23 protein-coding genes are annotated in these 22,277 nt (G+C 38.8%); 18 read left to right on the forward strand and 5 right to left on the reverse strand.

Going from position 1 to position 22,277, the window contains the following annotated elements; translation table 11 throughout:
• Window positions 1-139: 139 nt before the first annotated feature.
• From hisG to HT99x_RS03140, 9 genes are all read left to right on the forward strand, one after another.
• Window positions 140-1,021 (forward strand): ATP phosphoribosyltransferase, encoded by an 882-nt coding sequence (gene hisG, locus HT99x_RS03100; protein WP_075065723.1) that lies wholly within the window; start codon window positions 140-142, stop codon window positions 1,019-1,021.
• Window positions 1,022-1,032: 11 nt separating this feature from the next.
• On the forward strand, window positions 1,033-2,337 hold the full coding sequence (hisD, locus tag HT99x_RS03105; RefSeq protein ID WP_075065722.1) for a histidinol dehydrogenase: 1,305 nt from the start codon (window positions 1,033-1,035) through the stop codon (window positions 2,335-2,337).
• The gene (hisC, locus tag HT99x_RS03110; protein WP_075065721.1) at window positions 2,325-3,371 is read left to right on the forward strand and encodes a histidinol-phosphate transaminase; all 1,047 of its coding nucleotides are present in this window, start codon (window positions 2,325-2,327) and stop codon (window positions 3,369-3,371) included. Before hisD ends, hisC begins: the two co-directional genes overlap by 13 nt.
• A 9-nt stretch (window positions 3,372-3,380) precedes the next feature.
• Entirely contained in the window at window positions 3,381-4,451 is a 1,071-nt protein-coding gene (gene hisB, locus HT99x_RS03115; RefSeq protein ID WP_075065720.1) for a bifunctional histidinol-phosphatase/imidazoleglycerol-phosphate dehydratase HisB, read from the forward strand.
• A complete protein-coding gene (hisH, locus tag HT99x_RS03120; protein ID WP_075065719.1) occupies window positions 4,448-5,038 on the forward strand; it encodes an imidazole glycerol phosphate synthase subunit HisH in 591 nt (196 codons plus the stop codon). The genes hisB and hisH overlap by 4 nt, the downstream gene beginning before the upstream one ends.
• Window positions 5,039-5,047: 9 nt before the next feature.
• Window positions 5,048-5,788, forward strand: a complete 741-nt coding sequence (gene hisA, locus HT99x_RS03125; RefSeq protein WP_075065718.1) for a 1-(5-phosphoribosyl)-5-[(5-phosphoribosylamino)methylideneamino]imidazole-4-carboxamide isomerase — start codon at window positions 5,048-5,050, stop codon at window positions 5,786-5,788.
• Window positions 5,782-6,549, forward strand: coding sequence for an imidazole glycerol phosphate synthase subunit HisF (gene hisF, locus HT99x_RS03130; RefSeq protein WP_075065717.1), 768 nt, complete (start codon window positions 5,782-5,784; stop codon window positions 6,547-6,549). Before hisA ends, hisF begins: the two co-directional genes overlap by 7 nt.
• A complete protein-coding gene (gene hisIE, locus HT99x_RS03135; protein ID WP_075065716.1) occupies window positions 6,546-7,184 on the forward strand; it encodes a bifunctional phosphoribosyl-AMP cyclohydrolase/phosphoribosyl-ATP diphosphatase HisIE in 639 nt (212 codons plus the stop codon). Before hisF ends, hisIE begins: the two co-directional genes overlap by 4 nt.
• 106 nt (window positions 7,185-7,290) lie before the next feature.
• Window positions 7,291-8,697, forward strand: coding sequence for a Rho GTPase-activating protein (locus tag HT99x_RS03140; RefSeq protein ID WP_075065715.1), 1,407 nt, complete (start codon window positions 7,291-7,293; stop codon window positions 8,695-8,697).
• 15 nt (window positions 8,698-8,712) lie between these two features.
• Here HT99x_RS03140 and HT99x_RS03145 read toward each other — a convergent pair whose 3' ends face one another.
• Window positions 8,713-9,006: a hypothetical protein gene (locus tag HT99x_RS03145; protein WP_075065714.1), complete on the reverse strand. Its 294-nt coding sequence runs from the start codon at window positions 9,004-9,006 to the stop codon at window positions 8,713-8,715.
• A 69-nt stretch (window positions 9,007-9,075) separates the two neighbouring features.
• Window positions 9,076-10,890 carry a hypothetical protein gene (locus tag HT99x_RS03150; protein WP_075065713.1) on the reverse strand — a complete coding sequence of 605 codons (1,815 nt, stop codon included), beginning with the start codon at window positions 10,888-10,890 and terminating at the stop codon, window positions 9,076-9,078.
• Window positions 10,891-11,092: 202 nt separating this feature from the next.
• Here HT99x_RS03150 and HT99x_RS03155 point away from each other — a divergent pair, with 202 nt between their 5' ends.
• The 3 genes from HT99x_RS03155 to HT99x_RS03165 are packed head-to-tail and all read left to right on the forward strand — an operon-like array spanning window position 11,093 to window position 12,533.
• A complete protein-coding gene (locus HT99x_RS03155) occupies window positions 11,093-11,356 on the forward strand; it encodes a hypothetical protein (RefSeq protein ID WP_075065712.1) in 264 nt (87 codons plus the stop codon).
• A 2-nt stretch (window positions 11,357-11,358) separates the two neighbouring features.
• The gene (locus HT99x_RS03160; protein WP_075065711.1) at window positions 11,359-11,775 is read left to right on the forward strand and encodes a hotdog fold thioesterase; all 417 of its coding nucleotides are present in this window, start codon (window positions 11,359-11,361) and stop codon (window positions 11,773-11,775) included.
• A 14-nt stretch (window positions 11,776-11,789) separates the two neighbouring features.
• The gene (locus HT99x_RS03165; protein ID WP_200957105.1) at window positions 11,790-12,533 is read left to right on the forward strand and encodes an SDR family oxidoreductase; all 744 of its coding nucleotides are present in this window, start codon (window positions 11,790-11,792) and stop codon (window positions 12,531-12,533) included.
• On the opposite strand, the gene HT99x_RS03170 is transcribed toward HT99x_RS03165, so the two are convergent.
• Together HT99x_RS03170 and HT99x_RS03175 are read right to left on the reverse strand one after the other, a co-directional pair.
• On the reverse strand, window positions 12,523-12,744 hold the full coding sequence (locus HT99x_RS03170) for a hypothetical protein (protein WP_075065709.1): 222 nt from the start codon (window positions 12,742-12,744) through the stop codon (window positions 12,523-12,525). The two genes, HT99x_RS03165 and HT99x_RS03170, sit on opposite strands and share 11 nt — an antisense overlap.
• Window positions 12,745-12,871: 127 nt before the next feature.
• Window positions 12,872-13,180: a hypothetical protein gene (locus HT99x_RS03175; RefSeq protein ID WP_075065708.1), complete on the reverse strand. Its 309-nt coding sequence runs from the start codon at window positions 13,178-13,180 to the stop codon at window positions 12,872-12,874.
• A gap of 146 nt (window positions 13,181-13,326) precedes the next feature.
• Here HT99x_RS03175 and ycaC point away from each other — a divergent pair, with 146 nt between their 5' ends.
• The 5 genes from ycaC (at window position 13,327) to HT99x_RS03200 (ending at window position 20,508) form a co-directional block, all read left to right on the forward strand.
• The gene (gene ycaC, locus HT99x_RS03180; protein WP_075065834.1) at window positions 13,327-13,953 is read left to right on the forward strand and encodes an isochorismate family cysteine hydrolase YcaC; all 627 of its coding nucleotides are present in this window, start codon (window positions 13,327-13,329) and stop codon (window positions 13,951-13,953) included.
• A gap of 121 nt (window positions 13,954-14,074) precedes the next feature.
• Window positions 14,075-15,472 carry a hypothetical protein gene (locus HT99x_RS03185; protein ID WP_075065707.1) on the forward strand — a complete coding sequence of 466 codons (1,398 nt, stop codon included), beginning with the start codon at window positions 14,075-14,077 and terminating at the stop codon, window positions 15,470-15,472.
• A 221-nt stretch (window positions 15,473-15,693) separates the two neighbouring features.
• Window positions 15,694-18,279, forward strand: a complete 2,586-nt coding sequence (locus HT99x_RS03190) for a hypothetical protein (RefSeq protein WP_075065706.1) — start codon at window positions 15,694-15,696, stop codon at window positions 18,277-18,279.
• Between the two features lie 104 nt (window positions 18,280-18,383).
• Window positions 18,384-19,715 (forward strand): guanine deaminase, encoded by a 1,332-nt coding sequence (gene guaD / locus HT99x_RS03195; protein ID WP_075065705.1) that lies wholly within the window; start codon window positions 18,384-18,386, stop codon window positions 19,713-19,715.
• Between the two features lie 163 nt (window positions 19,716-19,878).
• Complete coding sequence (locus HT99x_RS03200) at window positions 19,879-20,508, forward strand: hypothetical protein (protein ID WP_075065704.1); 630 nt, start codon at window positions 19,879-19,881, stop codon at window positions 20,506-20,508.
• A gap of 70 nt (window positions 20,509-20,578) precedes the next feature.
• Here HT99x_RS03200 and HT99x_RS03205 read toward each other — a convergent pair whose 3' ends face one another.
• Complete coding sequence (locus tag HT99x_RS03205; RefSeq protein ID WP_075065703.1) at window positions 20,579-21,406, reverse strand: methyltransferase domain-containing protein; 828 nt, start codon at window positions 21,404-21,406, stop codon at window positions 20,579-20,581.
• 57 nt (window positions 21,407-21,463) lie between these two features.
• Between HT99x_RS03205 and HT99x_RS03210 the strand changes: the two genes are divergently transcribed.
• Window positions 21,464-22,159, forward strand: a complete 696-nt coding sequence (locus tag HT99x_RS03210) for a hypothetical protein (RefSeq protein ID WP_075065702.1) — start codon at window positions 21,464-21,466, stop codon at window positions 22,157-22,159.
• The last annotated feature ends 118 nt before the right edge of the window (window positions 22,160-22,277 follow it).

Genomic DNA, 22,277 nt, shown 5'->3' on the forward strand with positions numbered 1-22,277 from the left:
TAGGCTATTGTCTTTACGTATTAACACATTATTACATTATTACAAAAGGAGCGACCATGAAATCAAAACACGCCCAAGTGGCAAACAACGAAGAACCCGAGCATTTATATTACAAAGTAACCGAGCAAAAGGATCACCCATGCAATCTAATGTACGGCTTACCCTTGCCATTCAGAAAAAGGGACGACTCAATAACGATTCACTCGAACTTCTAAAAAAGTGCGGCTTAAAGCTCTTATCTTCAAAATCTTCCCTTTTCTACTCTGCTGAAAATTTTCCCATCGATATCTTACTGGTTAGAGATGATGATATCCCCACTCTCATCCGAGATGGTGTTTGTGACCTGGGTATAGTGGGAGAGAACGTTATTCAAGAACAAGTTTCTGATGAAAATGAATATGAAAGCCTAAAACTGTTGGGATTTGGCCGTTGCCGATTATCGATTGCACTTCCTAAAGATACGAGCTTCAATGATATTAACCAATTACAAAATGCGCGAATTGCAACCAGTTATCCTAATTTATTGCAACGCTTTTTATCGCTTAACAATATTAAAGCATCGTTAGTTTCAATTTCAGGTTCAGTTGAAATTTCACCCAAATTAGGGATTGCCGATGCGATTTGCGATTTAGTCTCTACCGGTAAAACCTTGGAAGAAAATAATTTGCAAGAAGTCGCGGTGATTTTACAGAGTCAAGCGGCATTAATAAAAGCCAAAGCCGCATTATCGACAGAGAAACAAGCGATCCTTGAGATATTTTTAAGACGTATCACCGGGGTTATGCAAGCACAAGAAAGTAAATACATTTTGTTCCATGCTCCCAAAAATGCCATTGCTCGCATCGAACAATTACTGCCAGGTAATGAAACGCCAACCATTATGCCATTAGCAGGCAATGATGAGAAAGTGGCTATTCACGTGGTATCCAGAGAAGCCGTTTTTTGGGGAACCTTAGAAAAATTACGCGAGGCAGGCGCCACTGCCATTTTAGTGCTCCCTGTTGAAAAAATGATGTATTAGGAATTCAGGCAATGAAAATACAATATTGGAACGCACTGAGTGCGGCACAAAAGAAACAATTCTTGCAAAGAAATACCATGGAGAATAATACCTTAAATGCACAGGTGTTAGAGATTATTGAAAGCGTTAAGCAAAAGGGAGATGAAGCCCTGTTTCAATATACGCAAAAGTTTGATAAAGCGAGCTTGATGCAGCTAGCGGTAACCGAGCAAGAATTATCTGAGGCTTATAATCAGGTTGATGAAGCATCATTAGCAGCGATTCGTTGTAGTATTGAAAGAATAACCGCTTATAACCGATCATTACTACCTGAAAACGGCTTTTTTGATAGCCAAGATGGGATTATTTGTGAACGTCAAATACGGCCAATTAATGCCGTGGGGCTTTACATTCCTGGTGGAACCGCGCCATTAGTCTCAACTGTGATGATGTTAAGTGTCCCAGCAAGCATTGCAGGCTGTGAACAACGCATATTATGCACACCGCCTCGACCCGATGGCAGTATTGAACCGAGTATTCTGGTCGCAGCTACAGAATGTGGCATACAAACCATTTATAAAATCGGTGGTGCACAAGCCATTGCTGCCATGAGCTATGGCACTCAAACCATTCCAGCGGTAGATAAAATATTTGGCCCCGGCAATCAATGGGTAACCAAAGCAAAACAACTTTGTGCACAGAATGCCGGTATTAGCATTGATATGCCAGCAGGCCCTTCTGAATTGCTTATTATTGCCGATGATACCGCCAATCCTGATTTTGTCGCGGCCGATTTACTCTCGCAAGCAGAACATGATGTTTGTGCACAGGTTATATTGGTTACACCCGATGAATCGGTTGCCGAAAAGGTGAAAGAATGCCTTTATCAACAATTAAAAGCGTTATCACGTTATCAGATAGCTGCTAAGTCTATTGAGAATAGTAAAGCGATTATTGTGGGATCGGCTAATGAAGCGTTTGAGGTAAGTAATCTTTACGCGCCAGAACATTTAAGTATTCAGTTACCTCAGCCCGAACAATACGGTTCAAACGTTAAGAATGCAGGAACGGTATTTATGGGAGAATGGGCAGCAGAAGCGTTGGGTGATTATAACACAGGTTCTAATCACGTATTACCAACAGCCGGTTTTACGCGTTCATTAAGTGGCTTATCGGTATTAGATTTTATGAAGTGGGTAAGTTTTCAATATGTGTCTCAAGAAGGGCTGTTGGCAATAGGCAAGCATGCGGCACAACTTGCCCGATTAGAAGCATTAAGTGCTCACGAGAATGCAGTCAATATCCGCTTACAAAAGGTGAAACCATGCGTGAATTAATCCGCCCCGAATTAAGAGAATTAACAGCTTACGATATCCCTGTGCGCGCACCAGGAATATGGTTGAACGCCAATGAGTCTCCTTGGGATATCAACGAAGTGATGTTTGTACAAAATGTCAATCGCTATCCTGAGCAGGTAACACAATTGTTGTTAGAACAATTATGTGCCATCTATCAAGTACAAGCCGATCAGTTGCTATTAACCCGAGGAAGTGACGAAGGCATTGACATTTTAGTGCGATTGTTTTGCCGTCCTTATCAAGATGAAGTGATTATTTGCCCACCGACATTTGGGATGTATCAACAAAGTGTCAAGTTACAAGGTGCAAAGTTAGTCACCGTGCCCTTACTAGTAGATAAAGGATTCCAATGGGATCTGCAAAAGATTAAACAAAGCATTTCGTCAAATACCAAAATGATATTCATTTGTTCACCCAATAATCCCACAGGAAATGTCATCCCACCTGAAGAAATTTTAGCATTGCTAAATTTTGTGAATGAAAAAGTCTTGGTTGTGATTGATGAGGCTTATATTGAATTTGCGCAAAATGAGAGTATGACAAGCTATATTAGCCAATATAGCAATCTGGTTATTTTACGTACCTTATCAAAAGCGTTTGGCTTAGCGGATTTACGCTGTGGCATGGTGATCAGTCAAGCGCCGTTGATTGACATGTTGCAAAACTTAATGCCGCCTTATCCCTTTTCAGCGATGACTTTAAAAATAATTAACATGGCAACGAGTCAACATAAGCTTCAGCAAGTCAACAAGAACATTGCCTTAATAAAGCAACAGCGAGAGTGGATGCTAAGTGAACTTGGCAAATTAAAGTGTGTTGACAAGATCTATTCCAGTGAAGCCAACTTCTTATTAGTGATGTTCAAAGATGCCACATCTGTTTTAGAAAGTTGTCAACAAAATAATATCTATCTACGTGATTTTTCTGCGATACCTGGGTTAATGAATGGGATACGTATCAGTATTGGGTTAGAAAATCAAAATCAACAATTATTAGCAGTTTTAAAAAAATGAGTAAACCACATGAATCAAGAAAAAATATTATTTATTGACAGAGATGGCACCTTGATTGTTGAACCACAAGATTATCAAGTCGATAGTTTAGACAAATTGACTTTGTTACCAGGCGTGATTAGTGCGTTGCTGTCATTCATTGATGCGGGTTATCGCTTAGTGATGGTCACGAATCAAGATGGTTTAGGAACAACGGACTATCCTGAAAATGATTTTAACCAAGTGCAAAAAGTACTGTTAAACGTTTTTTCCTCACAAGGCATCACCTTCGATGCAATACGCGTTTGTCGCCACTTTGAGCAAGATAAATGCCGTTGTCGCAAACCAGAAATTGGCTTGGTACTGGATTATTTAAACTCTCAGAAAATTGACAGAGAAAATTCTTATGTCATCGGCGATAGACTAACCGATTTGGCATTGGCAGATAATATGGGCATCAAAGGATTGCAACTAGGGCAAGGTGATAATAAAACATGGCAAGCTATTGCCAACACGATTTTAAATAAACCCAGAAGAGCTAGCATTCAGCGTAAAACCAAAGAAACTGATGTTTGCGTTAAGGTTGATTTGGATAATAGTACCATGCTTGAAATTTCAACCGGCATTGCTTTTTTTGATCACATGTTAAGTCAATTGGCCAGCCACGGCGGTTTTGGTTTGCAAGCCGTAGTTAAAGGAGATTGGGAGGTGGATGATCACCACACGGTTGAAGATACTGCTTTAACGATTGGACAAGCTATTGCCCAAGCATTAGGTGATAAACGAGGTATTGGTCGCTATGGTTTTTTATTGCCGATGGATGAATCCTTAGCGCAAGTAGCGATGGATCTTTGCGGTCGGGCAAGTTTTGTATTTCAAGGAACCTTTTCAAGAGAAAAAGTAGGGGAGCTATCCACAGAATGTGTACCACACTTTTTTAGTTCCTTTGCACAAGCTTTAGGTGCAGCATTGCACATCCAGATAACTGGTGAGAATACGCACCACATGATTGAAGCCATTTTTAAAGGGGTTGGACGAAGTTTGCGTCAAGCTATTGCGCAAAATGGGCAAATATTACCAAGTACCAAGGGGGTTTTGTGATAGTGATTGTTAACAATGTGGGGACGAACGTCGCTTCATTGCAATATGCGTGTGAAAGATTAGGTAAAGAAGTCATGCTCTCATCTGATCCAAAATTAATAAAATCGGCCGCCTATATCCTTTTACCCGGAGTGAGCACGGCGTCGCGTGCCATGATGCAGCTTAAGCAAGCAAGATTAGTCGATACTATTCGCTCACTGACCCAGCCGGTTCTTGGGATCTGCTCGGGCATGCAGATTTTATTTGACTGGAGTGAAGAAGGAAATGTATCAGGATTAGGATTATTTAATGAAAAAGTAAGAAAAATTGAAATGAGCAATGGATTTTATTTACCCCATATGGGTTGGAATAACATCCATATTCTTAATAAAAATTGTGCATTATTGAATGGTGTTGCAGATCAAAGCGATGTTTATTATGTCCACAGTTTTGCAGCACCCGTTAATGCGGATACGGTAGCAAGCACAAAGCATAGTGAACTATTTTCAGCGGTCGTGGCAAAAGATAATTTTTTTGGTACACAATTTCACCCTGAGCGTTCAGGTGCGGTGGGATCTAAAATATTAGCTAACTTTTTAGCGATGTAGGGTGATGAAATGAAAGTAATTCCAGCAATTGATATCCGATTCGGTAAGTGTGTTCGGTTGTTTCAAGGCGATTTTAATCAAATAACCGAATATGACGTAACCCCTTTAGCCATGGCCAAACAATATGAAGCAGGGGGTGCGACTGACATTCACATTGTCGATCTCCATGGTGCAAAAGATGCCATGATGACATCAACCTCTATGATTGCAGAAATAGCGAGTCAATGTAATTTACAAATTCAAATGGGAGGAGGGATCCGTCAATTTGAACAAGTTGAAACGCTGTTAAAGCAAGGTGTTTCTCGGGTTGTGATTGGTAGTCTTGCTGTCAAAGAGCCCAAAAAAATTACCAAGTGGATAAAAAAACTAGGACCAGAATCGATTGTATTGGCATTAGATGTCAAGCTAGATGAATTAGGCCAACCTGGATTAGTCACTGCCGGGTGGTTGCAAAATGAAAAGATGACTTTGTGGCAATTGCTTGATGAATATGAAAGTTCAGGTTTGCAAACGGTTTTATGTACCGATGTTAGTCGAGATGGGACTTTATCTTCTCCTAACTTTGCTTTCTATAAAGAGTGTGTAGAGCGGTTCCCCCAAATCAATTGGCAGACATCAGGTGGTGTTTCGACGCTACAAGATCTTATCAAGCTTAAACAAATGAATGTGTATAGTGCGATAGTTGGCAAAGCATTTTATGAAAAATGCTTTACCGTTAAAGAAGCCATGCAGGTGGTGGAATCATGTTAACAAAGCGGATTATTCCTTGTTTAGATGTCAGAAATAATGCAGTGGTTAAAGGGGTACAGTTTCGTAACCACCAAATTGTGGGAGATATTCTCGAATTAGCTTCGTATTATGCAGCACAAGGTGCTGATGAACTCGTTTTTTATGATATTACGGCTAGTAGTGATCAACGTTCTGTCGATAAAACGTGGATATCACGCATAGCGCAAAATATCGATATTCCATTTTGTGTTGCAGGCGGCATTACGTCAGTGAAACAAGCAGAGACGATACTCAATGCTGGGGCAGATAAGATATCCATCAATTCTCCCGCATTAACAAACCCGGCATTGATTAATGAACTCGTCAATGTATTTGGCAGTCAATGCATTGTGATTGGAGTTGATAGCATTAAAACGGATGCTGGATATTTTGCTTGTCAATATACGGGTGATGCCAATAAGACAAGAATGACGACAAAATCGACTTTAGAATGGGTTAAGGAAGTACAATCTAGAGGCGCTGGCGAAATTGTCTTAAATTGCATGGATCAAGATGGCGTCCGTCAGGGATATGCCATTGCGCATCTTAAACAAATTCGAGCGATCACCGATGTGCCATTAATAGCATCCGGTGGAGCTGGTGTTTTGTCAGACTTTGCTCAGGTATTTGCGCAAGCGAATGTCGATGGCGCATTGGCAGCGAGTGTTTTTCATAAAAAATTGATTGAAATTCCTGAACTTAAACAATATCTCAAGATGAATTCCGTAAGGGTAAGACAATGAATGAACTCATCAATAAGCTGGATTGGAATAAGATGAATGGTCTTATTCCCGCGATTGTACAAGATATCAATACCCAAAAAGTATTGATGTTAGGCTATATGAACCAAGCAGCACTTCAGCAAACCTTAAGTACCAAGATCGTTACTTTTTATAGTCGTAGTCGAAATACACTATGGGTCAAAGGTGAAACCTCAGGTAATTACTTGCAATTTTGTGAGATTGTAAATGATTGCGATAATGATTCTCTGTTATTGATGGTCAAGCCTTTAGGACCAACCTGTCACCAAGGAACAAACTCTTGTTATGGTGAGGGCAACAATATAAGTACCGTTATCGAGCAATTAGAAAAGATTATAATGCAGCGCCAAAAACAGATGCCGACTGAAAGTTACACAGCAAAATTATTTAGCTTGGGCCTTGAGAGAATAGCGCAAAAAGTTGGCGAAGAGGGAGTTGAAGTGGCTTTAGCGGGAGTATTGTCTGAAGGTAATAAGCTTTGTGAAGAAGTAGCAGATTTACTTTTTCACGTATTAGTGTTGTTAAGAGCTCGTGAAATTCCCTTTTCAGAGGTTTTGGCAGTGTTAGTGGCACGCAACTTACGTAAAACAGCGCAGCAGCGGGCAATAAATAGTTAAGCACTAACAAATATCCTGGAAAATTAAGCAGTAACTTAGAGATAGTTGAATGGATTATGTGTTTTGCCCTATGCTCAGCTGCAAATTAGCTTAGAGGACTCATTTTATGAATCAACATCTTTATACCGCCAAGCAAGTTAATCTCATGTTATTGTTTTTGCTCGATAAACTTCAGATGCAAGAGGTGGGTTTGTTCAGAGAAAATGGTTCTGTGACGGGGTTTAATAAGTTTCTCGATCTTTTAAAAGAAAAATTATTTCCTGTCGGAAAAGTCAAATCAGGATTATTTACTTCCGTAGTCGGTGCAGTAGATGATTATAATACCTTTCAACAATTGTGCAGTTCTGCGCAAGATATTTTTCTAGATGATTTGAAGAAAAAAGAAAAAAAAGACTCTGTTGAATGTACTGAAAAGTGTGATAAAGATGAAAAGAATAAAGCAGAAAGCAGCAATAGTGAAGAAAGTGAAAAGAACAAATTCGATTTGATTGAACCGCGTGACTGGGCAATGGTATGTATTCATGTGATGCAAAATGCACAGCTGATGGATTTGAGTAATTTTGATGTTCATGTTGCTTGGAGAGTCCTGCTACATACAATAAAACATAATTCCCTCTATCTATTGAATGATGAAGAGCCTGAAGCAGGTAGTGAAGATGAGATTGAAAATCAATTAGTAGAAAATTGGAAAAATTTCTTAGGCCAGCTGTGTCAGTTGAGACAAAATGAATCCGCAAAAGCCTTTCATAATTTTATTCATTTATTGCATAAAACGTCTTTAGCTAAAGATGTTAATAAAATGCATTCTTGGAATTTAGCGGAGGTAACATCAAGCTGTATCGATGATGCTTTAGAATTTACAGGAAAAATTGGGACACGATCAAATGTCGATCGTTATGGTACGCATCAACTTAAAAAAGAATTGGTGTGCTTAACCAATATCTTATATTTACTGATTAAAAATCCCCATTTTGCGCTCCCTTTTGATGTGACAATGTATATTAATAGTGAGCAGAAAGAATTTGCAAAAGAAAAGAAAGCATTTTCATCCTTACTGGAAGATTTAGGAGGACTAACGTGTGATGAAATTAAGGATACTCTAACGACAAGGGAAGAAGCGCATCTTAAAAATATGCCACTTCCGGACAATGAATATAATGCGACGCTGATGTTCAGTAAAAAAGAGAAATCACCTAATAGAACTATCTTCTCAATTCCTAAAACGCCTTTTAGAAGAAGTAGTAACAGTGAATCACCTCGTGCGACAGAATCAACCTCAGTTCTCAAACCTTCCCCTAGGAAGATAAGCGGTGGCAATGACATTTCGCAAGGGGTAATTCTTAGGAAAAGTAGTGTGAATAGTAATTCGCCTCGAAAAGAATTACTGAGGAAAAGTAGTGCTAACAATGAATCACTGCACACAGAGACAGAATCCTCTATTTCTTTGACTCTGACTAATAGCAACGGTGAAAGCAAAAAAGAAGAGATTAAAAAACGAAAGGTGACAAAATAAGTCACCTTTCGCCTGTTATTTGTTTAGCTTCTTAAAATGTTCATTTAAACTCTGCGGTGCAAGTACTTCTTCTTTACCTGCTTGAGAAAAATCCGTGCCTTGGTAAATTTCACATTTCGAGAATGAAGGATTTTGCCAAGGGTTATGAATTTGACCGCCAATTTTAGATTTCTCAGAATTAAAGGTCACACTCTTCACCAGTTGGCGTGCTTTTGCTTCAGAAGCCGCACGAACAATAATGTTATCCAGCTTTTTAAATTGATGGACAGGCCATTTGGGATTAAAAGGTGTGAGAATAAATAATTTCATAAATCAATGTTTCCTGAAAACACAGGTGTGATATCTTAAGCAATAAAATACCACACCCATTGAAGATTGTCATTTAGGTGCTGGTGACGTTGGAGCCGAGGTTGAACGATTCCTTCGCTTGGCAGCTTGCTCTGCATTTTCTCTTTGAGCTTGAAGACGCTGTTGTTCTTCCGTTGCTTTATAAAGCATATGTAAACCTGCCCGCTTTTCATCTGGCGTATATTCTGGTCTGCCTAGTGTCTTATGTACGGGATCAAGCAGCAATTGGTTTAACTGGGAGCTAAGATTATCCGTTTGAGCGGTTTGATATTTTACTAACAGTAAAAGCATCGTTTTGTTCGAAGGTAAAGGCTTATGGAACATCTTTTGCGTCATTTCTCGAATACGTCCAATAACCATCTCATATTCAGCGGTTAAATCATGATCTAATCGTAACAAGGCATGCCCAATTTGATGGCCGCCATAAAGCGCTAAATCAATAATGGTGCGTACCATATTCTTTCTATCTAATTTTTTATCGGTTTTCCCATTGGTTGTTTGTCCAATTTGGGCTTTTAGATGGGGAATAAAGGCTTCTAAAACCTCTGCATAACGGCCCCACAGTTCATTGCTTTTTGATCTCGTAAAGGCATATTCGGGGTAGAGTTGATTAAAATTCGAAATAGAATCATTCAGAATGGTTGAGTTTAAGCCTTTCGCAAAAGCAATCTCACCAAATGGTCCTTCAAAGGAGGCAATGATTTTTTGATAGTAATCGGAAAGGGTTTCATCATCTAATTCGGCAAAAAGAGATTTTAAGCTTTCCCATTGTACTTTATCGAATTGTTCTGATGCTTTGGCAATCAGATTAGCAAAAAATTCTGCAAATTCAACATCATCGTTATTCTTGGCAAAATGTGTTTTAATTTCACAAATCATGCGACAGTTTTGCCCTAACATATGACGAAACGCGATTAACTCTCTTTCGGTGCATTGAGGGTTAGCTGCCATGAAACGCATGAAAGTATTGTTTGCACCACCGGTTGCTTCAAATTGTTCGTTAATGAGTGCTTTTAATCCGGCATCGGTCAGATAATTATCCAGAACCACTTCCATCCGGCGAGTATCGTTTTTGCCAGCGGCAAAGGCGGCACAACCAATAGCGGGATCAGGTTGGGCAGGGTATAGGGCTTTGGAAGTGGTTGGTGTGTCTTGTAATTGTTCTTGTACTGATTTCTTGTTTAAAATATCGATTAATGGCATTTTTTCTTTAAAATCAAAAATAGTACCAACAACAATAACTTCCCAACCAAAAATCTTTGATGCAGTATATAAAGCATCACGTTCTGTTTCAGAAAGGAGCTGACTATCAAACGCATCTGAGAAAATTTGTTTACAATGCGCAATAAAGACTAAATAGCTTTTTATTTCATTTTTAAGTGGGCCAAATTCTTGAATTACATCATGCATGGCATGAGCAGCTTCTGCCATTTTAATAAATAATAATCGGTGATGAGGTTCTAGAAAGAGTGCTTGCATATTTTTTTGCTGCAAGAATAATTCTGCATCTTTTCGCATTTCTGCGCCATGTGGGGCACGGTGATAAACGCTTGCCAGTTTCTGCTTCTGAGCGGGATCTTTAAATTCTGGTTGTGTTTCAGACCATTGCGCAAGTGCACGGGTACTATGGACTCGAAATGCGTCACTCAATTTTTGGCATTGTTCAGCGTTTAATCCTCTTAAGATCTTTGAGTAAGTAATGTTTAATTCTCTAATTCTAAAAGTGAGATCTTCGATTTGCGAGAGGGTAAGATGGGTGAGGTCGTATTGATGACTGGTTCCTAATAAAGCAATCACTTTATCGTCACGGAATTCTCTAATACCTTTAACACCGGTAACTGCCATTTTTGACTCCAATAATTAACTCAAAAACGCCATGCAAATTAGGTGCCGATACACACATTTTGCAAGCACTCTTCAGATAATACGCACTCTCATTTTTGAAGACAATAGAAATGAATGTATATGCACCTAATGTTTAAACATAAAAGAATTGATAGGGTCTATTCTCAATAGGGGTGAGCTTATCTTAAGTAGGAGAAACTGAATGAAATCCTATGCTTTATTATTCATTGCCAGCGTTGCTTTTCCCTTAGCAACCATTGCGTGTGATTGTGACAGTCATGCTGATCGTTATTTACAATATAACAATCGTTTTGGCTATGATAATCGCAATGATGGATTTGCAGCTTATCGTTTTGAGAATTTACAAACCAGGGGTTTCAGAAGTTACTATGGCTACGATAGAGAAGATGAAGGCATTGTGAATAATCGAGATCGATTTGGTTATACCTGGGATAGCACACATTAATTATGTTAAAAAATATCAGTATTGATAAAATCAATGAGCTCGGTAAGAATACCATGTTGGAACATTTAGGTATTCATATCACCCAAGCAGATGAAAATTTAATCGAAGGTGAAATGCCGGTTGATCATCGAACGCATCAGGTGTTTGGCATTTTACATGGTGGCGCATCCGTTGTGCTAGCAGAAACGCTAGGAAGCATAGGCGCGCAACTTTGTGCACCCGAAGGAACGCAATGCGTAGGGCTTGATATTAATGCTAATCATATTAAGGCAGTAAAAACAGGAAAAGTGATTGGCCGCGCAGTACCTATCCATATTGGCAAAACGACTCAAGTATGGGAAATTAAAATAGTAACCGAAGATCAAAAACTCGTTTGTATTAGCCGTATTACGGTAGCAGTGATTCCAGCAAGATTCTAATAAGGGTTATTTCTATGAAACTAAAAGATAAAATTGCCATCGTTACCGGTGGCTCGCGTGGTATTGGTGCTGCTATTGCAAAACATTTGGCGCGTGAAGGTGCGAATGTCACTATTACTTACATTAATGGCAAAGATAAAGCAGAAGCAGTTGTCAATGAAATTAAAAATACAGGCGGAAATGCAGCGGCGGTGCGCGCAGATAGCGCTGATCCCAAAGCCATTATGAGCATGGTGGAAGAAGTCGTTAGCAAGCATGGTCGTATCGATATTTTGGTGAATAGTGCGGGTGTCTTTGTCACCGGAATGGCGGACGATGCTTCTTATGATGCAAAAAGCTTTGAACATCAGTTTGCAGTGAATGTCACAGGGGTTGCAGCGGCTGTGCGTGCAGCAGCCAAGCATATCGCGAAGAATGGCCGAATTATATCGATTGGCTCTGTTGCAGGCGAGCATACGCCTGGTCCTGGGATGGGAGATTATAGTGCAAGCAAAGCGGCTATTGCAGGCTATACGCGTGGTTGGGCAAGGGATTTTGGCTCAAGAGGGATTACCGTTAATAATGTTCAACCTGGCCCAATTGACACGGATATGAATCCTGCAACGGGTGATTTAGCAAAGATGTTAATGGCCGGTATTCCCCTGGGACGCTATGGCACCGTTGATGAAGTAGCGGCCTTAGTCACCTTTTTGGCAAGTCCTGATGCATCTTATATTACGGGCGCCTCATTTAATATTGATGGTGGATTTAGTGCTTAATCCATTCTTGATATTGCGATGGTGTTAGTGTCTGAGAATCGGCACCCATCGCAACAAGATAGTTACTTATCTCAGGTGATGCATACCGTAAACTATAAATATAAGGGGTGCAACTATCGACTTTTTCTAATAGATAGTCATCTTCTAGTTCTTTAAATGTATCGATATTTTTTAATCGATGATTAATATTGGCTTTTGCTTCGACCAGCAATTGGATGCTTTCAAATTCTTTTTCTGCGACAAATCTATTAGCGTGGCTGAGAGCAAGCCCTCAAAGGAATGATGTGAATAAATTGCTTATAAAAGCCCCTGCAAAAGAGGGGCTCTCTGATTTAAAATTAATTAAAATACGCTTCAACTTTTTCAGCAATAACACCAGGATAAACAGCATCAAAAACTAAAACTGGGGCTGCAACAAACATAATAGGAGTAATTACTGAGCTAAGCGTACCAAGGGCAAATCCGAGCGGGGCTGCACAAGTTCCACTGAATACATTAGCTGCACCAGCGAAAGTGGCGGCGGTAATGCTTGAAGCGGCACTACCAATAGCAGAGCCCACATAAATGCTTGCGGCTGCCGTAATAATATCTTCTTGATAACTGGCACCTGAGATTTGATTTATTTCATTATTCGATAATGTTCGCATGCTATTTTCTCCCAAAATGACTTGTAAAAATTGACTGTATAGTTAACTAGCAAACAAATCAAGTATTTTTATAATTGAGAATTTATTGGAAATGCCGAAACAACAGAATGGGTTGTCAAAAGCTATTATTGTTAGGAGAAACCACCATGAGCAGACCTTATGTTCGATTAGATAAAAATAATGCTGCCGTGTTGATGGTGGATCATCAGGCTGGTTTACTTTCATTAGTGCGTGATATTGAACCCGATAAATTTAAAAATAATGTATTGGCTTTAGCCGATTTAGCCAAATATTTTAAATTACCAACGATTTTGACAACCAGTTTTGAAACGGGCCCTAATGGTCCTTTGGTCCCTGAATTAAAAGCACAATTTCCCGATGCACCGTATATTGCAAGACCAGGTAACATTAATGCTTGGGATAATGAAGACTTTGTTAAAGCTGTTAAAGCAACAGGTAAAAAGCAACTCATTATTGCAGGGGTTGTCACCGAAGTTTGTGTCGCATTTCCTGCATTATCTGCGATAGCAGAAGGGTTTGAGGTATTTGTGGTCATGGATGCATCAGGTACCTTTGATGAAGTCACTCGTTATGCCGCATGGGATCGCATGTCACAAGCCGGTGCTCAATTAATGACCTGGTTTGGTGTTGCCTGTGAGTTACATCGTGATTGGCGCAATGATGTTGAAGGTCTTGCAACCTTGTTTTCTAATCATATCCCTGATTATCGTAATTTAATGACAAGTTATAATGCATTGGGTATTAAAAAATAATCCTAAAGTATATCCGGGATATTACTCGCTTTAAGTTCTTTTCCTATGGATTTAGTTTGCAAGCTGCAATATAATTTCCCTCCTGTATTTTCCAATATCTGTGGTAAAGCAAGAGGGAATCATGCCATCGAATGCAAAAAAAATTCTGATACTAGGTGACTCGACTATAGATAATCGTGTTTGGTTGGGTAAAGAGAAATACCATCTATTTGCGAATAGCATGTTGTCTAGTTTTGCTCCCATTGTGTCTGGAGTCATTAATTTCATCGATTTCTTTAATCCATTTAAGTCTAAATCGGTCGTAGAAAACTTATCAGCGCAACTACCCGATATTGATATCGTCGATAGAACGAATGACGGATTTACCACTCAAAGTATTTTAAACGGCGATTACAAAGATAAAGTCTTTGGCAGAGGAATCCATCGATTTTTTCCTCATGAAATGTTTAAACCGATGGAAACACCAGAACTTGAAAATGCCGATCATATTATCTTAAGCATTGGCGGCAATAACTTAAGAGAATTCATGTTAAATGCTTTAAATTCTGGTAATAAAGAACAAAGAAAAGAGTATATTAAAAATGAATATCCAAAAGTATTCAACAAAATGCAGCTGGATTATCAAAATATTCTTAAAGAAATTACAAGACGTAATCCTCAAGCGAAGATTATCTTAATGACACAATATTACCCTGCGATTAATCAGAAAATGCTGATCAATCGTAATATTTACGATTTTATGTCTGAAATGGGAGAAGCTTTAGGCAAGGGCCGAGCACAAGATACCATCGTTGAGGTGATGAAAGATGCTTATAACGGTATTCTTAAATTTATCAGTACTGATGAAAGTATGCGAAAACGCAATATCTGCGTGGTAGATGTGACTTCTTCATTGAATCCCCATTTTAGCGAGAATTATGAAGGTCAAATAGAGCCAAGTAATATGGGTGGGCGACAGATAGCGAAAATGTTAGCGCATGTTGTTAAAGATGAGAAAGCCAAAGGCAAAAGGATTTATCGCTTTTTACCCGATTATTTTAGTTCTTCTGGAGCAAATACGGATGATGTTACCACCTGTGATATAACCTCTAAGACCACTTTTACTCCAGTGCATCCAGATGCCATGTCAAAGAATCAAGAATATAGTTGGGAACGACATGGTGTAATATTAGCAGGTATCACTCTCTTTGCGCTTACTGCTCATTTTTTTGGAGCAGGTTTTCTTTTAGCTGCGGGTGCTGGAATGCTTGGCGGAATGGCCGGAAATAACCTGGCGGATAGGTATGGTATTGGCTATCAAGTTAAGTCCAGTCAACAGGCTAATGCCGCTTATCGATTTGAAGCTTTAGCTTGTGATAAGGCGAAAGCACCCGTCGAAGAAGTAAATACAATACAATCAGCCAGAGGGTGGCTCCCTTACTTGAAAAGTAATTTATCTTTAAGTGATGCTTGTCGCTATGAAGATTTCAATCATGACGTTACCAATGCGATGCAAAGTAGAAGAAAAAAGATGCTGTAATCTGCGAGGAGCACAGAAAAATGGAGATAAGGGATAGTAAAATATCCCTTATCTCGTCTAAACCCCAAATGCGTGCTAGCACACGGGTTATTGCTATTTTTGCAATCTTCCCATTAGTCACTCCCTTCATCCAAACAAAAATATTCCTGACACATTTGATAATGTAAAAAACGTAGTCTGTTAGCTATCTACCAGGTTCGGTATTCATTAGGGGAAATCAAATGTTAATTCAATGTTTTATCGCGGCTTTAAATAATGGCCATCTTCAAAGTGCTGAAAACTACTATTCTCAGTATCATCAACGCTATGGTGAAGTGGCTGCCAAAGCAACACTTTTAACACCACAGAATCTCGCTAAAATAATTGAAAAATCTCCTTCGCTACCCGCTCATCGCGATGGGTTTAGCATGATAGAGCAATATAAGCCATTTATTCATCGCCTTGCTGCACAAGGTGTTTATTTTGCAGGGGTTGAACAATATTTAGCACAACCCGCAGAAATATTAATGGATAAAGGACTGATTTATCCTCTGTATGAGTATTTAAATAAGTCTTTTGAACAAAATCCACTTGCTAGTATTCAATCCATTAGAGATCTTTATGCAAAAGAGTTTTTAGAAAGAGCAAATGAATCAATCCTTAATTGCTTATCAAACCTTTATATGATTCAAACGATGTCTTATGTTACTAAAACAAAAATTTCGGATTTTGATGTGCACAGGCACACAATTTTAACTAAAAAAAATATAGACACGCAAAATAAGGAATTTCCTCCGCTTGATAAAGCAGGGTTACTTGCTGAATTAATAAAGCACTTTACTAAAAATGATGCACAAAAGCTCAATAATATCTTAGCTAGAGATAATAATATAAACAAAAAATTACAAATAATATTATATAAACGTACTAGTGATTTATTAGGCATTCCCTTGGCTGTGGCAATCGCAGAAAATGGGATTATGGAAATGGTTGACAGTGATTCTGCCAGAACTTCATTGTTAGAATATTTTGCTTGGGAAGAATTGCGTGAAATGGCGAAAAAAGGTGATTTAGCAAAGCTTGAATCAGAATTACCAATCATTTTACCTGGATATGAGGCGACTGATTTGGCTCTCATTTTTGATGAAGATTGTCTGGTTTATGCTTTAAAAAATAAACATTGGAAAATGGCTGCTTATATGTTGACTCATGGCACCAATATTCCCTCTAAAGAAGCACTGAATGCAGATTTTATAGAATATGTAGAGATTGAAAATGTCAGTGAAATTAAAGAAACTCAACGTTATCAGAATTATTGCAATATTATTGAACATGAAGAAACGGCTATAAGACATTTAGCGAGCCTTCCTCCAGTTGTTTCTGAACGTACTTGCTTTCCTGATGCTTATTTACTTGCCGTATTAATGCAAAAAATGACTCGTTTGCTAGAAAGTGATCAAAAAGATAATCAAGCAATAACAAAAACGCAAAAGGCCATTCTGTTAGTATTAGAGCAAGGCAGAATGAGTAAACTGATAACCGATGCGCAAGCTTTCAGAGCGAGTGAGAAAATTTATAATAAAAAGCCTATGACACAATTCTTTCTTGAAAATGCAGCCAATAATATCTTGAATTTGATGAAGGATGCTGTAAAGAATGATGATTTTGCTACGATGAGTGCATTAAGAGATGATTTATTATTAGCGTTTGCTACGCATAATGAATTTTCATCAAGCAGAGAAGATGATGTTGCAATTTTGCAAACTATTATCCAAAAAGCAATCGCTCTTGTCGTCGAAATGAAACCAATTAGCGAAGGAATGGCACAAACCATAGGTAATCTTATTGCTGATTTAAGCCATCATACTCATGATGCGATAGCGCAAATTATGATGACTTGGGAAAATCATCTTAAAGCATTACCGCCTCGTTTTGATCTAGAGGTTGTTATCAATTTATCATATCTTGTTAATGCGGTTACAACTAATCCAATATCCATTTTGGCTTCGATTTTGCCTGTGTTGACACCCAGCAGAGAAGATCTTGATTTAAATGCAATGACTAAAATGGCAAATGCATTTTCTGCAAATTTCAATAAGACTTTTGTATGTGAAAATGATTTGATGAAAATGCTTACGATGTTGTCGCAACATTTGCAAAAATTGCACCAAGGAGGGATTGATAGCACTCATCCATCGGTGATAACTATCAATGCAATGCTTCAATCACTAATGAACTATGGTTTAAGACAACGCTTTCTCGATCAAATAAAGATTGAGAAATTATTGGGTACTTCATTGTTCGATTTCATCGCTCAAACAGGTAATCATCAAATGATTCCTCAATTACTTGCACCGATTCCTGCACCGGTAGACCCTAACGCGAATTATAATTACTGGGGCTATAATCACTATCGTCAAGAGCAACCCAAGATGATCCAACCTACCTTGTGCTTAAAAGGAATCGATGGAAGAGATTTTACACCAGAAGACTTACAGGGATTTGTCGAAACGGCTTTCATTATGGGTAATTCAGAAACGGGCATGGTATTACTCGATAAGCTGTTGCATAACCAAGTACCTAAAGAAATTTCGGCGGCTTCGTTAGCGCGGGTGATTTTAGAAGGCGACTATGCAGTTGCTGCCACATTAATCAATAAGCACAATGCAGATATTCATTTTTCAAATTTACAAATGAAGGAATATGCCGCATTCAATGGTGATTTGCAGAAATGGTTAGAGGAATCAACGGTTCCTGAAGCAAAAGCGTTGTTAAATTGCGACAGGTTAAAAAGTGATAGAAATAAGCAATCTGCCCAACCTCATTAGAAACGAGAACCATAGGCTGCAATAGCGGCCTATGGATTAATCGGCCATTCCTCAACTATACTTCAATGCGGCGCTAATCCTATAAGGAAGGGGAAAAGAATCGCATGACTATCAAGCTCTCAGGACCAAGCCATGCCATTCGAGGTCCCGTGCTCACTTTTAAAGGTGATGCCTTTAAAGACGGATTAGAAAAGACGATGATCTACGAGCCCGATGCCATTGTCGCATTTGCTAACGGTTACATTACTCACTTTGGTCCCGCAGATAAAATTAAGTCGCAATTACCTCAGGATATAACGATCAAGAACTATGGATCGGATTCGCTTATTTCAGCTGGATTTCTCGATAGCCATGTACATTTTCCACAAATACCGATGATTGCTGCTTTTGGTGCACAACTGTTAGATTGGCTTAACAACTATACCTATCCCATTGAGCGTAAATATGCTGACAAAGCATTTGCAAGTGCTGTTGCCAAAGTCTTTTTAAATGAATGTCTAAAAAATGGTATCACTACAAGCTGTGTTTATTGCACAGTGTTTCCACAATCTGTCGATGCCTTATTTGAAGAAGCAGAACGTCTTGGTATGCGCATAGCCGCCGGTAAAGTGCTGATGAACCGTAATGCGCCAGACTATTTATTAGATACCACGCAGACTGGCTATGATGATTCAAAAGCGCTAATCAATCAATGGCACGGTCGAAACCGATTGATGTATGCCATTACCCCTCGTTTTGCTCCCACCAGCACAGCAGAGCAGCTCGAATCTGCAGCGGCGCTCTGGAGTGAATATCCCGATTGCTATCTGCAAACCCATGTGTCGGAAAACAAAAACGAAGTGGCTTGGGTCAAAGCGCTTTTCCCTGAACGTAAAAATTATCTTGACGTTTACGATTATCACAAATTATGTCGTCCTCGAGCCGTTTTTGGACATGGTATTTATCTTAATGATGATGAAATGCAATGTATGCATCGCTCAGGTTCTGCTATTTCACATTGCCCGACATCCAATTTCTTTCTTGGCAGTGGTTTTTTTAATATTCATCGCGCAATGCAAAATGACAGGCCGGTACGAGTTGGGCTGGGCACCGATTTGGGCGGGGGTACCACTTTTTCAATATTACAAACCTTGAGTGAAGCTTATAAAGCAGCACAATTTAACAGCAATCAACTCACTGCAGGCCATGCCTTTTATTTGGCAACCCGTGGCACCGCACGGGCTATGTATCTTGAAGATAAAGTCGGTAGCATTGCCCCTGGCATGGAGGCAGATGTTGTTGTGCTGAATATGAAATCTACGCCGATTATTCAATATCGTATGCAGTTTGCAGAAGACATTCAGGAAGCGTTATTCATTCAAATGATGATGGGAGATGACAGAGCTGTACAAGCGACCTATGTTGCGGGAGAATTACGCTACAGTAAAGAAGCGTAGTCATGACAATAACACTTTTCCTTGCTAGGAATTTTGCTTATATTGTTGCTATTAGTGTGGCCATCTGAAAATCACTTACCTTTGTCGTAAATGAAGTTACTTATGTGCCATAAAAAATATAATCAATTCATTATTTCATTTAAACATTTTAGAGAACATGTTCATGAGTCTTGACGGTCTTTATCAACTGCGCACATCGAAGCACAATCATTTCGCTTTTGCTATCCACTCTGAAAGAATCTTAGAAGGCGCCAAGGTTGCTGAATATGAAGAACGTCCTGGTAAAATCTATTTAGTACCTGCATTTGAAAAAGGATATTTCACACATGATGCTGAGCTTGAAATGTCGTTACAGCAAATTTGTGAATATTATCGATTAAATCCTATTGAATCGTTTCGAAAATCAGCGATGGCCAATCATTATGAAATAATGGGTAAATTATTAACACTCTATCAAGCAAGTTTTCCAGAAGATAGCCTTATCAGCAATACCAATGTTATCTATCAAAATTCGAATTTACGTCATTACCCAATAGAACGACCGGGAAAAATGTATTTACATTATAACAATTCTACTATTAGTGCTGATAAGTTTGAAAATGCTTTAAAGCGAATTTGTGACTATGAAAATATTCGTTATGTGGATTCTTTTCGAAAAGCGGGAATGAAAGATCATTATGAAATCATGGGTGAATTGTTAAATTATTATAAGGCATTCTTGCATTCATCCCCGACAATAAAAGAAAAATTGGAAGAGGCTCCATCCTCTCTCAATCGAATGTCTTGTCCGTGATAAAATTGTCGACACCGCTCTCATCAACGATAGGGGAGCGATGTCATATTTTATGGTATAACCATTCGAATTATTTTTGCGCAATTAAATAAGCTTGTTCCGCGTATCGAAATAATAAAGAATTATCTTCCAAAGGAATATTAGCAAAAAGCTGTTCCCACAGATTGATCTTATCTTGCGTTGCAAGCTTAGCTTGAAGCAGCTTATTTTTGAGTTCTTGCAAAGAATGTGAAAATAGAGCTTTTGCTTCCTCAATCGTCATGTCTTTTTGTTGATAATAGACTTCCACGTTTGAGAATGCAGCTTGTTGGAAAATATCGTATAAACGTCTTCCAATGTTGTAATCCACGCCTAAGCTGGCGCCGAGTTTTATTACACTATCGATGTAATCGGCAAAATGAGCCGTTTGGTAAGCACTAAAGGTAGTATTTTTAGTTGCTTCTTCAGAGGCAACTTTGCCACCAGAGACTAAAAGCGATTTCATGTGCTGTACCGCTTGAACAGGTTCAGTTAAGTGCATTAACAGAAATCGAGCATAGATTAGATTAGCCTTATTTTGGGGTAGGATTTGAGGATCCATGATATCGGCATGGATGAAAGTCACATTGGTCAATTTTTCTGCAGCAATCTGTTCTTTTGCGACGTTTAATTGTTCTTGGCTGATATCAATAGCATAAACATGTCCTTGTGAGCCAACCGTTTTTGCTAAATACGATGTCATTGTGCCATTACCGCAAGCGATATCAAAAACCTGCATTCCTTTGGCTAGTCCAGCCTTTGCTAATAAGTCTTGAGAGAATGGACTCAATAAATTGTTTTGTATGCTTAAGCGTTTTGCGCCATCATTTCCCGTTGCTAATGCGTAACTTTGACTACCTGGGGAGGTTTTATTTGCCATAATTAAGTAATCCTTGAGAAAATAGTTTGAAACTTAAAAATATTAAAAGGTAAATGAATGACTCAATATTCTCCAGCTTGGCCGCATGGTGAACTTAAGGAAGTTTTTCCTAATCTATTTTTTGTCATGGGCACTAATGTTACTATCCATGAGGGCGTCGTGCTACAACATAGTTGTAATATGGTCATAGTAAAGCATGGTAATGAATTAACGCTGATTAATACCGTTAGATTGAATGAAAATGGTCTTGCAGCCCTTGATAATTTAGGCCAAGTCACTAACGTGGTGAGAATAGGGGCATTTCATGGAAGGCACGATGCATTTTATCTTGATAGGTATCAGGCAAAGTTGTGGGCTTTAAATGGGGTGAAGGATATTGAGCTTAGCTCTCATGGTAAAATGCCATTTCCAGATTGTGCTTTGTTTATATTTGAAACTTCCACGCACCCTGAAGCCATCCTGCATGTAAGTCGAGAGGGCGGTATCCTTATTACCTGCGACAGTATTAAAAATTGGACGAGCATCGATCCGTTTTTCAGTGAAGAAACGGGGAAATTATATGCAAGTTTAGGATTTTTAGGCGAAGCTACCATTTCTAAAATTTGGCAACAAGCCTGCAATATTAAAGCTCAAGATTTTGCCAGATTAAAATTGATGTCTTTTAAACATCTTCTGAGTGCACATGGAGAGCCTTTGCTTAATGACGCTTATGAAAAGGTGAATGCTACTATTAAGCAAGAATTTGGGGTTTAGAGTGGGTTGTTTAGGTCCATTATTCAGAATTGTGTAAATTTAGTTTTTAATTGTAAATTTACACAAAATAAAGGGAGATTTTGGGCACATTAATTAACTATTCATCTGTGCTGATGCA

This window comes from Candidatus Berkiella aquae (genome assembly GCF_001431295.2).
Lineage (GTDB): Bacteria > Pseudomonadota > Gammaproteobacteria > Berkiellales > Berkiellaceae > Berkiella > Berkiella aquae.

Bases quoted from the DNA above. Each gene is read 5' to 3' on its own strand.
- hisG (WP_075065723.1), top strand. From the start codon at position 140: ATGCAATCTAATGTACGGCTTACCCTTGCCATTCAGAAAAAGGGACGA.
- hisD (WP_075065722.1), top strand. From the start codon at position 1,033: ATGAAAATACAATATTGGAACGCACTGAGTGCGGCACAAAAGAAACAA.
- hisC (WP_075065721.1), top strand. From the start codon at position 2,325: ATGCGTGAATTAATCCGCCCCGAATTAAGAGAATTAACAGCTTACGAT.
- hisB (WP_075065720.1), top strand. From the start codon at position 3,381: ATGAATCAAGAAAAAATATTATTTATTGACAGAGATGGCACCTTGATT.
- hisA (WP_075065718.1), top strand. From the start codon at position 5,048: ATGAAAGTAATTCCAGCAATTGATATCCGATTCGGTAAGTGTGTTCGG.
- hisF (WP_075065717.1), top strand. From the start codon at position 5,782: ATGTTAACAAAGCGGATTATTCCTTGTTTAGATGTCAGAAATAATGCA.
- hisIE (WP_075065716.1), top strand. From the start codon at position 6,546: ATGAATGAACTCATCAATAAGCTGGATTGGAATAAGATGAATGGTCTT.
- HT99x_RS03140 (WP_075065715.1), top strand. From the start codon at position 7,291: ATGAATCAACATCTTTATACCGCCAAGCAAGTTAATCTCATGTTATTG.
- HT99x_RS03145 (WP_075065714.1), bottom strand. From the start codon at position 9,006: ATGAAATTATTTATTCTCACACCTTTTAATCCCAAATGGCCTGTCCAT.
- HT99x_RS03150 (WP_075065713.1), bottom strand. From the start codon at position 10,890: ATGGCAGTTACCGGTGTTAAAGGTATTAGAGAATTCCGTGACGATAAA.
- HT99x_RS03155 (WP_075065712.1), top strand. From the start codon at position 11,093: ATGAAATCCTATGCTTTATTATTCATTGCCAGCGTTGCTTTTCCCTTA.
- HT99x_RS03160 (WP_075065711.1), top strand. From the start codon at position 11,359: ATGTTAAAAAATATCAGTATTGATAAAATCAATGAGCTCGGTAAGAAT.
- HT99x_RS03165 (WP_200957105.1), top strand. From the start codon at position 11,790: ATGAAACTAAAAGATAAAATTGCCATCGTTACCGGTGGCTCGCGTGGT.
- HT99x_RS03175 (WP_075065708.1), bottom strand. From the start codon at position 13,180: ATGCGAACATTATCGAATAATGAAATAAATCAAATCTCAGGTGCCAGT.
- ycaC (WP_075065834.1), top strand. From the start codon at position 13,327: ATGAGCAGACCTTATGTTCGATTAGATAAAAATAATGCTGCCGTGTTG.
- HT99x_RS03185 (WP_075065707.1), top strand. From the start codon at position 14,075: ATGCCATCGAATGCAAAAAAAATTCTGATACTAGGTGACTCGACTATA.
- HT99x_RS03190 (WP_075065706.1), top strand. From the start codon at position 15,694: ATGTTAATTCAATGTTTTATCGCGGCTTTAAATAATGGCCATCTTCAA.
- guaD (WP_075065705.1), top strand. From the start codon at position 18,384: ATGACTATCAAGCTCTCAGGACCAAGCCATGCCATTCGAGGTCCCGTG.
- HT99x_RS03200 (WP_075065704.1), top strand. From the start codon at position 19,879: ATGAGTCTTGACGGTCTTTATCAACTGCGCACATCGAAGCACAATCAT.
- HT99x_RS03205 (WP_075065703.1), bottom strand. From the start codon at position 21,406: ATGGCAAATAAAACCTCCCCAGGTAGTCAAAGTTACGCATTAGCAACG.
- HT99x_RS03210 (WP_075065702.1), top strand. From the start codon at position 21,464: ATGACTCAATATTCTCCAGCTTGGCCGCATGGTGAACTTAAGGAAGTT.